Consider the following 14,841-nt stretch of genomic DNA (forward strand, 5'->3'; position numbering starts at 1 on the left):
GATTCACCTAAATAAGATACATTAAAATGATTCATCAAATTAAATCCACACTGTACATATTTTTGTTATTGGTAACCTGTTTTAGCAACCCAATAAGCGCACACACATTAAAAGAAAGTACCGCACAAGTTATCTTACGTGATGGGCAAGTATCCATCAAAATCATAACTCAAGAAGATCATTTATTGATTGCCATGCAAAATGACCTCGCTTGGTTAATGGGTGATTTACAGGAGGTCATGCCTGATAATTTAACTGCTAAAGAGCAAAACTCCTTTATAGAAAACGCTCTACTGCAGTCCACTAATTTGCAAATAAACAACCTGGCAACAAGCTTACAAACAGCAAATATAGTGGCACAAAAGAAAGGTGAAATTGAAATTCTGTTGCAAGCAAAACATACCTTTAAAACGGTCAATAATATTTCAGTGTCTTTCTCTAAAACCCTAGGCACAGTACACGTTAGCTTTGTGAAACCCCAATATAAGCTAATAAAAGCAGGAAAAAGTGCAACAGCTAGCTTTTAAGCAACCATCTCGCGCATCAAAACGTGAACAACTCGCAAATTGTTTGGAGATCATCAATATGCAATACTGTTTGCTATCAAGTAGAGTAACTTGTGTCGATTAAAGCTAGAGAGCCCGTGAAATTAATACATAAATTTTTTCTTGCCTTCTTTATTACAAACATCACCTTAGTCGGGGCGATGTTTGTATTCATTTATCTTAATTTCACCACTGAATTTAATCACTTTGTTGAAAAACAAGAACAGAAACACCTCTCCGAAGTAAAACTCCACCTCACTCAGTTTTATGCCAAAGCAAATAGTTGGGAGACAATTGCCTATAACAATCAATTATGGCGCTCTATTGTTGACCCTAAACAACAAAATAACGAAGATAGAGCAACTCTAGACAACCCACCTCCCACTTTATTATGGATTGAACTACCAGGTGATTTACTAAAAACAGGGCGGCGGATCAGTTTATATAATCAGCATAGACAAGTGGTAGTAGGTCGTAATGAGATCAATGAAAATCCATTAATTGAACCTATTTTACTGAACAATACTATCATCGGATGGATTGGCTTAGTTCCTTCTAAACTTGCAGCAAACAGTCCTGCAAAGGCTTTTTTAAATGCCCAACTGCATAACTATATAATCATTACATTATTAGTGATTGTGCTGGCTTTTATCATGGCAATTGTGCTTTCTAAACACTTGATTAAACCCATTCAGCAAATTGTTATTGCCACCAATGAACTCAATAAGGGCAATTTTACTAATAGGATAACTCCCCTTTCTCAAGATGAATTGGGCACTTTATCTAACAACTTTAATGAGCTAGCCAGTACACTGCAAGAAAACCAACAAATGCGTTTTCAGTGGATGTCTGATACGTCACATGAATTAAGAACACCATTAACCGTATTACGGTCCCATTTAATCGCAGTGCAAGATGGTGTATTTGTGGCCGATAATAAACGTATTAGTTTATTGATAGACCAAGTCAATAATTTAAATTTGATCGTCGATGATCTGTCACAACTCGCACACAGTGATACGGCCAGCTTAAGTTATCAATTTAAACCACTCAATATAGCTGCACTCTTGCAGCGCACCTTAGAGAGTTATAGTGCGCGGTTTACACAGTGCCAACTTAATATTGCTCCGTTACATTTAGATAATTCGGTCAACTATCAAGTGTATGGAGATCAAGAACGTCTTCAACAACTATTTATTAACTTATTAGAAAACACTTGCCGTTATACGAATCAAGGTGGTCAGGTTCAAATTAGCCTAAAGCAAGTTAAACAACATATCGAACTAACCTTTTCAGACTCTGCACCTGGCGTTAATAAACAGGACCAAACGAAATTATTTGACCGATTTTATCGTGTTGAAAAATCACGAAGTCGCGAATATGGAGGTGCAGGACTTGGTCTTACACTCTGCCAACAAATAACAGAAACACATAAAGGTAGTATTTCATTACAAGACTCACCTTTAGGTGGCTTACAAGTGACATTAACACTTCCACAAACAGGTTAATTTATATGAAAACAAAAACGATTTTAATTGTTGAGGATGAAGAAAATATCGCAGAAGTGCTAATTGCTTATAGCCAGCAGCAGGGTTATCACACCCAACACCTCGATAACGGAGCGAAAGTTCTTGAATTTATCAAGCTCAATACAGTCGATTTGGTTTTATTGGATCTGATGTTACCAGAAGTAGATGGACTGAGTTTATGCAAACAGATCAGAGATTTCTCTAATTTACCTATTATTATGGTGACCGCAAAACAACAAGAGCAAGATAGATTAATAGGCTTAGAAAGTGGCGCTGACGATTATATTGTTAAACCTTTCAGCCCTAAGGAAGTCATGGCCAGAATTAAAGCCGTATTACGAAGAACGAGTCAACCTCATTTGAATACAATTAATCATGCAGGTTTTCAATTGAACGTCGACGGCTATGTAGCTTTATTAGAGCAAAGAAACATCGATTTTACTGCCGTAGAATTTAAAATATTTCTCTTATTTATAACCCATATTGGCAGAGTTTTTACTCGAGAAGATATTATTCAGCATATCTATCAAGGTGATGCATTGGAAGTATCTGACCGAAATATTGATACACATATAAAAAATATCCGTAAAAAAATTAATGCTGTCAAAATGGGCTGTAACCCAATAGCTTCAGTCTATGGCGTTGGCTATAAATTTATAGACTGAACTTACTTTTGAGTAACAATCAAAAAACTAAAGTAAATCATAACAGCACCAGATAGTCGCTCAGTCCAAAGGTTTAACCAAGAACCTTTACTTTGCCGCAACCCTTTGATCTTATCCACCAGCACAATTAATAAACTGAACCAACATATAATTAATGAGGCATGAATTCCCACTAGTAAAAAAGCAGCTGTAATATCTTGTTGGTCAAAATGAATAAATTGTGGAAACGCTGCTAAATAGAACATTGACACTTTAGGGTTTAATAACTGCGTAAAAAAGCCTTCATTTAAGCAGCTGATAAAACCACTATTGCGCACATCCGGTGCAGTCGTATTAAATGCGCCGTCTTGTGGAGGTCTTTGTTTAGCTTTTTTAAAAGAACCATACAAAGCTTTAAAGCCGATATAAAACAGATAAGCGGCACCTAATAATTTGATCAACATAAACAATTCAGCTGATTGCATCACTAAGGCAGACAAACCAAAAATCGATAATCCACCATGCATAAAAGTAGCACAAGCAATACCCATTAAATTGATCATTGCCGCTGACTTAGGTTGATTGGCAATTGTTTTTAAAATTAAAACGCCATTAGGTCCTGGAGAGACCACTAACAATAACGCCACCAAACTAAAGGCAAAAACCTCATTCATTTTTTGTATTACCTTCTTATATTGTGCAATTGATTTTATCGCCAATCATACTAATTAACTGATCTATTTTACTGATTAAAATAACTTAGTTCTTCGTTGTAATTTTCGTAGATAAAACAACGATTAAAGAATAAACATTTATCGTTCATTCTCCGGTCATTATTAACAAAGTTAATCTTCGAAAGGCTAAAATTCTGCCTTAAACTGAGTCACTTTTACTGTACAAAATTTAGATCACTTATTTAGTATAAGTGATCTTATTGTCTGAGCGTCAAACAAATACTAACCACAGCATGGTCAGTACTTTCCCCATCGATTTCAAAGCTTGGATTAATCAAGTGCTTATCTGTATTTACATAATCACTCACTTCAAAGAAGTTAGATTGTGCCTTTGTATCAAACTCGCTGGATAATAGAATATAATCGAGTACCGAGCTACTTTGACCAAAGTAATGCGTTGCAGCCCGTTTTAAAGGCTGCTCTGAGATCAATGTTTGATTGCTTTCATAAAGATCCCAGGCATCACGTAATGTATAAAACTGCATTAATTGCTGTTGCTGCTGATCATTATTAAATAGCAAATTAGGTGTGCTTAAATGCGCTAAAATCCCATCTTGTAATGGATTATTAAAATCCCCCATCAAGATCATGGCATTACCCGTTTTAGCCCGCCTTGCAACCATATGCATCATCAATAAAGTGGCTTCACTGCCTCGTTGAATAGAAGAAGCCCATCCACCAGCGACTTGAGCTTTGAACTGTTCAATCACTTTACCTTCCAGTGAAGTAAGGGGATCTGGCTCAGCCTGCCATGCAGCACGCTTTGATTTAAAGTGAACCACATAACAATCACACAGACCGAGGTGCGGCAATTCAACCGTCGCTCTCACCACTTGCCGACTAAAATCAAATTCAGCAGTTAACCCTAACTGCATTGCCAGCTCAGTATCAACTGCGACAGATGAAACAGAAACAATGGGGAATTTACTGACTAATGCAACAACAGGATCACGATAAATAAAATCATCAATCACTGTTGGCTTATCTACTACAGCAAAATATTCATAACCTTGTTTTTTTACCAATATCTCAAGTGCTTCAATACTAAAGACCTCTTGAAATCCGATAATATCAGGTTGATGTTTTTGCAAATAAGAAGCAATCCAATTTTCCTTTTTTTGCCACTGCTCTGCTGAATAGATACGATCAAAATCGTAAAATGCATCTGGTGGAGCAAGGTAATTAAACAGGTTAAAAGTCGCTACTTTAATTTGCGTTTGTTCAACTTGTTCCGTTGATGATAAATCATCATTAGAAGATCGAAGGGAAATAGAATTAATTGGCACAAACTCCTCTCTTTTATTCCTGTTTTATGAGCATTAATGAAAATGATGATAAAACATAGATAAGGTAAATTATTTAATCTTTAAAAAATAATAGTATCGCACAGAGAAGTCAGAGTATAAGTATAAATGCCCCTATCGCTTATTTACCCTTTTAAAGTCTTAGATTTAAAATGGGTAACAATGAAGACAGAGAAACTATAAAATAACCACAAAACATCTAGCCTATTCATTGGTTATTTTATCAAGGTAGTTTGTAATACTATCTTGCTGCAAACTAATATCACCTATATTAGAAGCAACCCACTGTTTATCATAATAGCTATTCGTGTAACGCTCACCACGGTCGCACATCAGAGTAACAATTGAACCTGTTTGCCCTTGCTCAATCATTTTCTGCGCCAGTTTTAATACTCCGAACATATTGGTGCCTGTACTTGCCCCCACTTTTCGTCCTAATAATGACGCAGTCCATAACATTGCAGCAATAGACTGTTTATTATCAACACACAACATATTATCAATAACAGAGGCGATGAATGAAGGCTCAACACGAGGTCGGCCAATCCCTTCTATTAAACTCCCTTTACAATTAATTAACTGTTTATTTCCGGTTGAGTAATAATCATAGAAAACCGAATTTTCAGGATCAACAACGGTTAATTCAGTCGTTAATTGATGATAACGAATATAACGCCCAATAGTTGCACTGGTACCACCGGTTCCTGCACTCATTACAATATGTTTTGGCACAGGATGTGGCTCATGTTGCATTTGTTTAAAAATTGAATCGGCAATATTGTTGTTACCGCGCCAATCCGTTGCGCGTTCAGCATTAGTAAACTGATCCATATAATACCCATTTAACTCTTTTGCTAATCTTTCTGATTCTGCATAAATTAAATTGGTTGAATCCACTAAGAAACACTCACCACTATACCGATCTATCTCTGCTATTTTTTGTATGCTGGTTGATTTAGCCATCACAGCAATAAAACGTAATCCTAACAAACGAGAAAAATACGCTTCAGAAATAGCAGTACTGCCAGATGATGCCTCCACTATCACCGTATCTTCTTTGATATTGCCATTACATAATGCATATAAAAATAAAGAGCGAGCTAAACGATGCTTTAAACTTCCCGTTGGGTGTGTGCTCTCGTCTTTAAGGTAAATATCAATGCCCTTTAATTGTGGTAAATCGACTTTAATTAAATGCGTATCAGCACTACGTTGGAAGTCAGCTTGAATTTTGGCGATGGCCGCACTTACCCATTGACGTTGATGATTCATAATATTTATCCTGTTCAAATAATAAAGCTAGTTTACCTTTGCTTAAACAGAATTAACGTCCTAAAAATCTTTTAATAAGCCACAATGAAAAATATTTTTCTGCTAAAGTTAAATATACAGAAAATAATACTCAACCTTTAGACCAACTTACTCTATAGAAAAATTGAAGAGGCAATATGAGCTTAGACGCTACGGATAAAAAGATAATTACCTTACTACAGCAAGATGCTTCATTATCATTACAGCAATTATCAGAGCAATTGAACCTAACCAGTACACCATGCTGGAACAGAATTAAACGCTTAGAAAGTGAAGGTGTTATCCAAAAGCGCGTTGCATTAGTTGCCCCTGAAAAGGTAGGCCTAGAACTGGTCGCCTTTGTACAAATTAAAACACAACAACATTCGGAAGTCTGGCTGCGAAACTGTGTACAGCAGGTAAAAGGATTTGCGCAAGTTTTAGAGTTTTATAGAATGGCTGGTGAATATGATTACTTACTCAAAGTGATTGTTAAAGATATGCGTAGTTATGATCACTTTTACCAGCAATTGGTAAATGATGTAGACGGATTAACCGATGTGAATACTAGCTTTGCTATGCAACAGTTAAAATTTACTACCGAACTCCCTATAATGTAATCAAATAGTGATCATGAACCCTTAAGCTATTACACTGTCTATTACCAATAAATCTTTTCTTTATAAGGACATGTTAATGAAATTGTTTCTAAAACTCGCATTAGCCGTATTACTTTTATTAGTTGCAGCCATCGTGATCGTAGTTGCTACCGTTGACCCAAATGACTACAAACAACAAATTCAAGACCAAGCTAAAAACGCCATTGACCGAGACTTAGTGATCACAGGAGACCTAGGTTGGAGCTTATATCCGCTATTAGGGTTTAAAAGTGGACAAGTAACATTACAAAACAGTCCAGAATTCGAAGAAAAAACACTATTAAACATACAAGAAGCTGCTGTATCGATTAACATTTTACCTTTATTTTCTGGTAACTTAGAAATTGGAGAGATTGTACTTGATGGTGTTGAATTCAATTTAATCACTAATAAAGATGGTACGACTAACCTTGACGACCTTACAGCAGATACTAGCGAAGAAACGGCGACTGACACTGTAGATCAAAAATCAACAGAGACGACTGACGAAGAAGCATCGAGTTCACTAGACCTATCGAAATTTGTCTTGTCTGGTATCAATATCACCAATGCGACTTTAAAAGTGATTGACCATCAAACCGATGAAACGCAAGAAGTTGCTATTAATAGTCTTCAACTAGAAGAGTTTGCATTTGGACAAGTTGCGCACTTCAGCTTAAACAGTTCAGTTAAAAATAGCCAAGTAGAAGCAGATATTGATGTTAACGCGGACGTATTTGTTGATGCCGACTTAACCACGGTAGAGCTAACTAATTTAACCATTGAAAGTGATATTTTAAGTGATGCCTTATCTGGCAGTAAGCTTAATATGATTTTCACCAGTGGTTTAAAATACCAGCCTGAAACACAAGAACTAGATATTCAAGCAATCACTATTAACAATACATTTACCGGTGATTTCTTAGCTGGCACCATTTATATCAATAGTAGTGATATCAATGTTGTTGAACATAACCAAGTGAACTTAGGTAAATTAACCTTAACCAGTAGTTTGAATGGTTCTGCATTACAAAATAACCAAGTAAACAGCACATTAGAAACGAACCTTGCGCTAGATATCGCCAAAAAAACGGCAAAAATTGATACGTTTAAAGTAAATAATTCTGTTAAAGGTAATGATGTTGAAGGTGAAATGAACTTCTCCTTACAAGAGCTAACTGTAAGTGATTTCCAAAAAATTCTTATTAAACAATTTACCATTGACAGTGAGATGGTGGTTGCAGCTATTGGTGAAAACAAAATTAACAGTGATATCTCAACAGATATCAGTTACGACCTAGACCAACAAAAACTCAGCCTAACATCACTTAAAACCAAAGTTGATGATATTGAATTAAATGGTGAAGTTAGTTTTGTTCAACAAGCAGTGCCAGTTATCCGTTACAACTTAAACGGTAATGTTTGGAATTTAAACCCTTACCTACCTGAAGCCACAGAAAACGCTAATTCTGAACAAGAAACAACCACTACAAGCGAAGAAGTTGAGCCAGATTTAAGCATTCTTAATGACTTAGATATTAAAGGATCGTTAACTATTGCCGGTATTTTATACCAAGATATTACCATCGGAAAAATTACTAATGGTTTAACAGTTAAAAATGGCAAAGCAACCATCAATCCATTAACCGCTAACCTATATGATGGTTCATTAACTGTTAACGCATCTGTTGATGAAGACGGCGGTAAAAATAGTTACCAAGCAACCACAACACTGAAAAATGTTGCTTTACTCCCTCTTTTAAAAGATGCAGCAGAAGTTGATCTGTTAAGTGGTACAGCGAATTTTAACCTGGCAGCTAGTGGTCAAGGCCTGACTAGCACTAAAATCCAGCAAGGTGTAAATGCAAAAGGTGACTTTAAAGTACTAGACGGGGAACTTTATGGCATTAACTTACCTTATGAAATACGTGTATTCAAAGCTAAACTAACGGGTAAAACAATTGATGAAGATAAATTGGTTAAAAAGACTGACTTTGCTTCTTTAACCGGTGAGTTTACTGTAGATGATGGTATTGCTAATAATCAAAAGTTAACCATGACATCACCCGTTATTCGTTTAGATGGTGCAGGTACAGCTGATACTATCAAGCAAACGATTGACTACAAGTTAGGGGTTACACCTTTATCTAAAACAGATGAAAGTACTAGTTATGCAGATTTAAGCGGGGTTTCTATTCCACTGCGTATACAAGGTTCATTTTCTGATCCAAGCTTTAGCCTCGATACTGAAGGTGCGTTAAAAGAGCAACTTGAAGCAGCTAAAACAGCCGTTAAGGATAAAGCTAAAGAAGCACTCAAAGATACAACCAAAGACATATTATCTGGAGAGAAAGTCTCTACTGATGACTTAAAAGAAGAAGCAAAAGACTTAAAAAACAAGTTAAAAGGCTTATTCTAGAGTGTGATAAAAATAAGTGAGTGAGTTAACCGCTTAATCGTTAGCAAAATCTTAATACTTTTATCATTAACTCAATATACAGAGTTATAAAATAGCTAAATCAGCCCACTGATTTAGCTATTTTTTTATCTATATAAAGCATTCATAGACTTAATTAAGCATCGATCTCATCGCCAGACTTTACAGTAACAGACCAACCTAACACGACTCAATTGAATACGTTCCCGAGAGGCTGGAGGCTATTTCCCCTTTGAGTTGAGAGGTTTATAAGGCGGCCTATTTTGCGTGAGAAGCATAACTTAGTTTAGAGCATAAGTTGAACCTTTCAAAAATTAACAGGGTTAATCTTCAGTCGAAAAACTGAAGAAAGAAGTTGATGATTGAGATTGCTCTTATACAGAACAAAATATTAACCACAAAAAAAAAGGATAACTTGCGTTACCCTTTACATTAAATTCTTAAGACTCAATTTAAGAATTAATCTCTTTCGTATGAAAGTGATGAATTATGGAATTTATTTTGGCATTAACACTGTGTCAACAGCATGAATAATACCATTGCTCGCTTCAACATCGGCAATCACAACATGTGCATTATTAACCATTACTTTGTCGTCATTAACTTTAATCATGACCGACTGACCTTGAACTGTTTTTGCGCTATCGATTTTCACTACTTCTGATGCAGTCACTTTTCCTGGTACAACATGATAAGTCAGCACTGCAACCAGCTTATCTTTATTCTCTGGCTTCAATAGCATCTCAACAGTGTCTTCAGGCAGTTTCGAAAATGCATCGTCTGTTGGAGCAAATACTGTAAATGGGCCTTCACCTTTTAAGGTATCAACTAATCCGGCAGCTTTGACTGCTGCAACTAAAGTTGTAAAAGAACCATTTTCTGATGCCACTTCAACGATGTCTTTGTGCGTACCATGATGTGCAGCCTGCGCAACAGAGGTGAAGGTAAAGCTAGCAACTAAAATTGATAAGGTAGTGATGAACTTCTTTAACATAGTATTTTCCTTTTGGATTGGACTGTAGAGTGTTATTTCGAAATGTTCAGATTGTTTTACGCTTGCTAAAACAAATAAGATCAGTCTAATTAAACAACAAATATCAAACAGTCGGCTTTTATCAATTTTAATTTAAATACTAAACATTTGACTCCCTATCGCTTAACAATGCCCCAGTGAATCTTAATGCTTTTTATCTATATAAATAGAAAAACAAATAAAATCATAAGCTTAAAAATAAATAATTATTGAATTATCTTGAAAATATTGATTCATAAAAAACGACTAGATAGCCCTCGCACTATATTGGCCACACTATAAGCTGACATAAAAGCAGTATACAATGATATGAATAGAGCCTTTATCACCTTCAAAAAGAGGAGTTAGTACATTGAAAATGATTGCAGGTTTAACAGATATTATTGATAAATTTGACACTTTTATTCTAGATCAATGGGGTGTATTACATAATGGTGGACACGCTTTCCCTGAAGCAATAGCTGCATTAAATTTATTAAAAGCACATAACAAAAAAGTCGTCATCTTATCGAATAGCGGCAAAAACAGTGCATTCTCCTATGCTCGACTCACTGAATCAGGCATCAGCCGTGATCTATACCTAGATGTGCTGACGTCTGGTGATCATATGCGTGATAACTTCAACTCAGGGAAGTTCAAAACTCTGGGTCAACAAGCCTTACATTTCAAATGGGAAGAAGATGATACTGTACTTGAAGATTGCAGTGTGCAATCAGTAGCAACAGCAGAGCAAGCTTCTTTTATACTATGTTGTGGTGTAGATAGAGGCAGTGTTGAAGCTTATATGGAGGATTTAGCTATTGCCTGCCGTAACAACCTAGAGTTAGTTGTGAGTAACCCTGATCTTGTTGCCATGACACCAGAAGGTAACTTAAAAACCTGTCCAGGTGCGATTGCCATGGCCTACCAAAAGCTGGGCGGAAAAGTACATTGGCATGGTAAGCCACAAAAAGAGATCTACGACATGTGCAAAACCCTAGTTGGTGGATGGGGTAACGCTATTGCTGTCGGTGATAGTTTAGAGCATGACATTGCAGGCGCAAATGGCGCAGGTATTAGTAGTTTATTCATTACTAGCGGTATTCACGCAGATAAAATTTCCAATCATGCAAGTATTGAAAAATTAGCCAAGCAATACAAAGTCGCTCCTGACTTTTACATCGACTGGTTTAAGCAATAAGAAAAACATCTTCAATTGTTGTAATTAATAAACTTCAATAGACGCTAGATTCTGAGCCTAAGCTATTTTACTAGAAAAGTAGCTTAGGTTTGTCTTCTATATTTTGGAATCCACAAAAGATCAGACGTAAAAAATATTATTTATCAGCAATAAGTCTTTGTTATCTATAAAAATTGGTCTTGGATATCTTTCTTTATTGCTAGCTATATAATCACTTTATTAGAAGATTTCTAGCTATTCGGCTACTAATTAAGCAACTAGTGTCTACAAGTAGAGCCCCCCATTAGTTGATTTGGAAAAATCTCACTTTTAAACAACTAACCCAAATGAAAATTCACCACGTAGACCAAATTTATAAAAATATAAAATTTTAAATAACAAGAGTTGTGACAAAGATCACCAAACACCATTTTTTTTGTGAGTTTATTGTGAATTCTTTGAAAAATTTATATAGATTGGCAATTGAGATTTAAAGGGACATGGAAAGTCTACATTTTTTGCAGGAAGCACTTACAACATCTTCCTGCTTAACTAAAACAATAACATTTAAATATGACAGTTTTTAAATGAATCTAATAAAAAACAGGAAAATGAATATGACATTCAATAAATATCTACTAGCTATCGCATCTAGTGCAGTTATTGCATCACCTCTTTATGCCGCAACAATTTACAAAACGGATACTCAAGAATTTAACATTGACGGTCGAGCTGAAGTTCGAGGATACCGAGCTGACGGTAGTTACGACGATACATCTCGCGTTCGTTTAAACCTTAGTGGCTCAAATGCACTAAGCGATGACTTAACAGTATTTGGTCGTTATGAGTTTGAAATAAAAGAAAATGACGAAACGGGCGATACAGACATTAGCAGCACTCGTCATCTTTATGTTGGTGCTGACACTAATTACGGTACTGTCATTTACGGTCACCAAAATAATGCAGTAACTTACCTTACAAACTTTACAGACCAAGCTGAAACATTTAGTGGTTACATCAATGAATTTAACGCTGTAACTGGAGACCGTTCAAGAAATACATTACGCTACGCAGTTGAAAGCGATGGACTTACCTTCCAAGTATCTGGCACGAAAATAGATGCAACTAGCACACAAGGTTTTGGTGCAGTTGTAGGTTACAAAGTATCACCTGCTGTAGAATTAGCAGCTGGTTTTACATCTGCTGAAGTAGCAGACGATACAACAAACACTTACTTACTAGGCGCAAAATACTCTAAAGATAGTGTTTACTTAGCTGCAACTGGTTTAATGGGTGACGAAGAAGGGGATGATTTTGAAGGAATGGATGCATTTGCAGCTTATTACTTCGGTGAAAACGCAGTAAACGTAAGCTACAACTACTACTCGCAAGATGATGCTGATGATGAAAAATTGAACTTTATCGGTTTAGAGTACGCTCGTTACATTGACAACTTTGCAGTCTACGGCAGCTACAAAATTGCATTAAGCGGTGATACTGCTGATGGTGATGAAGAAGATGCGATTCAAATCGGTGCTCGTTACAAATTCTAAATCTCTATTAACATAATAGAAATATGAAAAGCACTCTCTTTTGAGTGCTTTTTTAATGGCATACTGGTAGTGTATTTCCTTCTCTGCGCTTACAGCGTTTAACTATTAAAATGAGCATCATTTATGAAATTATGGAACATTTTTACCTTTGCAATAGCCAGTATATTAAGCACACAAGTGCTAGCTGATATAAATCTGACATTCCCCCCACAACTAAAACTACAATTAGTTAACGAAAAAATTTCAAATTCAGAAAACGCTTTGCGATTAAAAAATGGTCAAAACCAAATTGGCTTCCAATATCAAACTCGTTATCGTTCAGAAGGAGAGAGTCAGCTATTTACATCAGAAATAATATTAATCTCTTTTTCAGGTGCTAACCAAAATTTCACTATTACTCTACCCGAACTGAATTCAGAAAAAGAGGTTGACCAGTTTAATAAAAAGCCACAAATAACACTAAAAGATGATAGTGGTAAATCAGTCGAGTTTGAACAAGGCAAATTAATAAAAGAGGGTTATCAACTCAATAGAGACTTAGCCTCAGAAGTGATTGCTTATAATCAAACAGACAAACCAGCTTCATTACAACAACCGGAGACAATTATTATTCCAGCCAATGGTCAAACTGAAGGTGATGTAGCAGGTCAAATGCTAGATTACTGGTACAAGAAAGCAGATGAGAAAACTCGTGCGCAATTTAAAGCGCGTATTAATACCAATCACACTAAGTAACTGATCTATTTTACTTGTTAAAATGAATTATCTCTTGTTTGCGCTTTGCTTAACTCAGCAAGCGCAAACATATCCTTCCCCTTTTCCTCATAAATTTATGCCTCACAGATAACAAAGCGCTATATGTTGCATTGCACTTTCATTTAAACTTGTTATGATTCAAAACACTTATAGTCGGGGAGCCGAAGGCTGAGAACGAATGCGATATCTACTGGGATTGCATCGATACCCGTTGAACCTGATACAGTTAGCACTGGCGCAGGGAACTATGTAAACACCTACCATAGTGCACCTTTGCGCGTATTGGGTTTTATCATATAGTTCCGATGGCGTTGTAATCGGAGCAATGATGGCCAATAACAACCTTAAAACTCAAATAGCAGACTCAATTAAAATATCTTCAACTCATGCAGAAGTGCCTATTGTGTTGACCATCGCAGGTTCTGACAGTGGCGGTGGCGCAGGTATTCAAGCGGATATTAAGGCTATTTCAGCCACAGGTGGTTATGCTTGCTCAGCCATTACCGCTATCACAGCGCAAAACACCCTAGGTGTTTCTGGTATTTTCCCAATTCCACTAGAGCATGTTGAAAAGCAACTGGATGCAGTTTTCAGTGACTTAAATATCGTGGCCGTAAAAGTAGGTATGCTAGCTGATAGTGATATTATTCGCTTGGTTACCAAAAAGCTGAAACAGTACCAGCCTCAGTTTGTCGTAATTGACCCGGTAATGGTCACTACCAATGGCGATTTACTATTAGAAAAATCAGCAATTCAAACATTAAAATCTGAGCTATTCCCTTTAGCCGATATTATTACTCCAAACCTACCTGAAGCCGCAGCCTTAATCGGCGATAGTACATCCTATAACCTTCCTGAAACAACGCAGCAGATGCAATCAATGGCCGACGGGTTACGCCAATTAGGTACTAAAGCCGTGCTATTAAAAGGTGGATATTTACAAAAAGATAAACACAGTACTGATCTGTTAATTTTATCTAATGTAATTCAAGAGTTAACAGCAGATCGAGTTTACACCGATAATAACCATGGTACAGGCTGTACACTTTCCTCAGCTATTGCTTCTTATTTAGCACAAGGTTATCTATTAGCAGAGGCAGTGCAAACTGCAAAAAATTATATTACTCAAGCGTTAGTTCATGCCGACCAACTCACTATCGGTAAAGGGCGAGGCCCAGTACATCACTTTTACCAACAACACAATGACAGTGATTGCTAA

Annotated in this window: 13 protein-coding genes and 1 riboswitch; of the genes, 9 read left to right on the forward strand and 4 right to left on the reverse strand. The window is 36.3% G+C overall.

What is annotated here, in order from left to right; genetic code table 11:
- Positions 1–26 precede the first annotated feature (26 nt).
- The 3 genes from OW492_RS04260 (at position 27) to OW492_RS04270 (ending at position 2,739) form a co-directional block, all read left to right on the forward strand.
- A complete protein-coding gene (locus OW492_RS04260; RefSeq protein WP_290038684.1) occupies positions 27–527 on the forward strand; it encodes a hypothetical protein in 501 nt (166 codons plus the stop codon).
- 116 nt (positions 528–643) lie between these two features.
- Positions 644–2,053: an ATP-binding protein gene (locus OW492_RS04265; RefSeq protein WP_290038686.1), complete on the forward strand. Its 1,410-nt coding sequence runs from the start codon at positions 644–646 to the stop codon at positions 2,051–2,053.
- A gap of 5 nt (positions 2,054–2,058) precedes the next feature.
- Complete coding sequence (locus tag OW492_RS04270; protein WP_290038687.1) at positions 2,059–2,739, forward strand: response regulator; 681 nt, start codon at positions 2,059–2,061, stop codon at positions 2,737–2,739.
- 2 nt (positions 2,740–2,741) lie between these two features.
- Here OW492_RS04270 and OW492_RS04275 read toward each other — a convergent pair whose 3' ends face one another.
- The 3 genes from OW492_RS04275 to OW492_RS04285 all read right to left on the reverse strand — a co-directional run bounded on the left by OW492_RS04275 (position 2,742) and on the right by OW492_RS04285 (position 6,028).
- Positions 2,742–3,392, reverse strand: a complete 651-nt coding sequence (locus OW492_RS04275) for a LysE family translocator (RefSeq protein ID WP_290038688.1) — start codon at positions 3,390–3,392, stop codon at positions 2,742–2,744.
- 257 nt (positions 3,393–3,649) lie between these two features.
- Entirely contained in the window at positions 3,650–4,738 is a 1,089-nt protein-coding gene (locus tag OW492_RS04280) for an endonuclease/exonuclease/phosphatase family protein (protein WP_290038689.1), read from the reverse strand.
- Positions 4,739–4,960: 222 nt separating this feature from the next.
- Positions 4,961–6,028, reverse strand: a complete 1,068-nt coding sequence (locus OW492_RS04285; RefSeq protein ID WP_290038690.1) for a PLP-dependent cysteine synthase family protein — start codon at positions 6,026–6,028, stop codon at positions 4,961–4,963.
- Positions 6,029–6,204: 176 nt separating this feature from the next.
- On the opposite strand from OW492_RS04285, the gene OW492_RS04290 reads away from it, so the two are divergent.
- The gene (locus OW492_RS04290; RefSeq protein WP_290038691.1) at positions 6,205–6,666 is read left to right on the forward strand and encodes an Lrp/AsnC family transcriptional regulator; all 462 of its coding nucleotides are present in this window, start codon (positions 6,205–6,207) and stop codon (positions 6,664–6,666) included.
- 76 nt (positions 6,667–6,742) lie between these two features.
- Positions 6,743–9,103, forward strand: a complete 2,361-nt coding sequence (locus OW492_RS04295) for an AsmA family protein (RefSeq protein WP_290038692.1) — start codon at positions 6,743–6,745, stop codon at positions 9,101–9,103.
- Between the two features lie 514 nt (positions 9,104–9,617).
- Here OW492_RS04295 and OW492_RS04300 read toward each other — a convergent pair.
- Complete coding sequence (locus tag OW492_RS04300; protein ID WP_290038693.1) at positions 9,618–10,115, reverse strand: fasciclin domain-containing protein; 498 nt, start codon at positions 10,113–10,115, stop codon at positions 9,618–9,620.
- A 397-nt stretch (positions 10,116–10,512) separates the two neighbouring features.
- Between OW492_RS04300 and OW492_RS04305 the strand changes: the two genes are divergently transcribed.
- From OW492_RS04305 to thiD, 4 genes are all read left to right on the forward strand, one after another.
- Entirely contained in the window at positions 10,513–11,334 is an 822-nt protein-coding gene (locus OW492_RS04305; RefSeq protein WP_290038815.1) for a TIGR01459 family HAD-type hydrolase, read from the forward strand.
- Between the two features lie 596 nt (positions 11,335–11,930).
- A complete protein-coding gene (locus OW492_RS04310) occupies positions 11,931–12,866 on the forward strand; it encodes a porin (protein WP_290038694.1) in 936 nt (311 codons plus the stop codon).
- A gap of 123 nt (positions 12,867–12,989) precedes the next feature.
- Positions 12,990–13,601, forward strand: coding sequence for a DUF2057 domain-containing protein (locus tag OW492_RS04315; RefSeq protein WP_290038695.1), 612 nt, complete (start codon positions 12,990–12,992; stop codon positions 13,599–13,601).
- A gap of 165 nt (positions 13,602–13,766) precedes the next feature.
- A riboswitch (TPP riboswitch) is annotated at positions 13,767–13,883 on the forward strand.
- 67 nt (positions 13,884–13,950) lie between these two features.
- A complete protein-coding gene (gene thiD / locus OW492_RS04320) occupies positions 13,951–14,841 on the forward strand; it encodes a bifunctional hydroxymethylpyrimidine kinase/phosphomethylpyrimidine kinase (RefSeq protein WP_290038696.1) in 891 nt (296 codons plus the stop codon).

The sequence above is a fragment of the Psychromonas sp. 14N.309.X.WAT.B.A12 genome (genome assembly GCF_030397575.1).
In the GTDB taxonomy this organism is placed as follows: Bacteria; Pseudomonadota; Gammaproteobacteria; order Enterobacterales; family Psychromonadaceae; genus Psychromonas.

What these genes read in the sequence shown, in the direction of transcription:
- OW492_RS04260 (WP_290038684.1), top strand. Translation starts at nt 27, where the DNA reads ATGATTCATCAAATTAAATCCACACTGTACATATTTTTGTTATTGGTA.
- OW492_RS04300 (WP_290038693.1), bottom strand. Translation starts at nt 10,115, where the DNA reads ATGTTAAAGAAGTTCATCACTACCTTATCAATTTTAGTTGCTAGCTTT.
- OW492_RS04275 (WP_290038688.1), bottom strand. Translation starts at nt 3,392, where the DNA reads ATGAATGAGGTTTTTGCCTTTAGTTTGGTGGCGTTATTGTTAGTGGTC.
- OW492_RS04270 (WP_290038687.1), top strand. Translation starts at nt 2,059, where the DNA reads ATGAAAACAAAAACGATTTTAATTGTTGAGGATGAAGAAAATATCGCA.
- OW492_RS04315 (WP_290038695.1), top strand. Translation starts at nt 12,990, where the DNA reads ATGAAATTATGGAACATTTTTACCTTTGCAATAGCCAGTATATTAAGC.
- OW492_RS04310 (WP_290038694.1), top strand. Translation starts at nt 11,931, where the DNA reads ATGACATTCAATAAATATCTACTAGCTATCGCATCTAGTGCAGTTATT.
- OW492_RS04295 (WP_290038692.1), top strand. Translation starts at nt 6,743, where the DNA reads ATGAAATTGTTTCTAAAACTCGCATTAGCCGTATTACTTTTATTAGTT.
- OW492_RS04285 (WP_290038690.1), bottom strand. Translation starts at nt 6,028, where the DNA reads ATGAATCATCAACGTCAATGGGTAAGTGCGGCCATCGCCAAAATTCAA.
- OW492_RS04290 (WP_290038691.1), top strand. Translation starts at nt 6,205, where the DNA reads ATGAGCTTAGACGCTACGGATAAAAAGATAATTACCTTACTACAGCAA.
- thiD (WP_290038696.1), top strand. Translation starts at nt 13,951, where the DNA reads ATGGCCAATAACAACCTTAAAACTCAAATAGCAGACTCAATTAAAATA.
- OW492_RS04305 (WP_290038815.1), top strand. Translation starts at nt 10,513, where the DNA reads ATGATTGCAGGTTTAACAGATATTATTGATAAATTTGACACTTTTATT.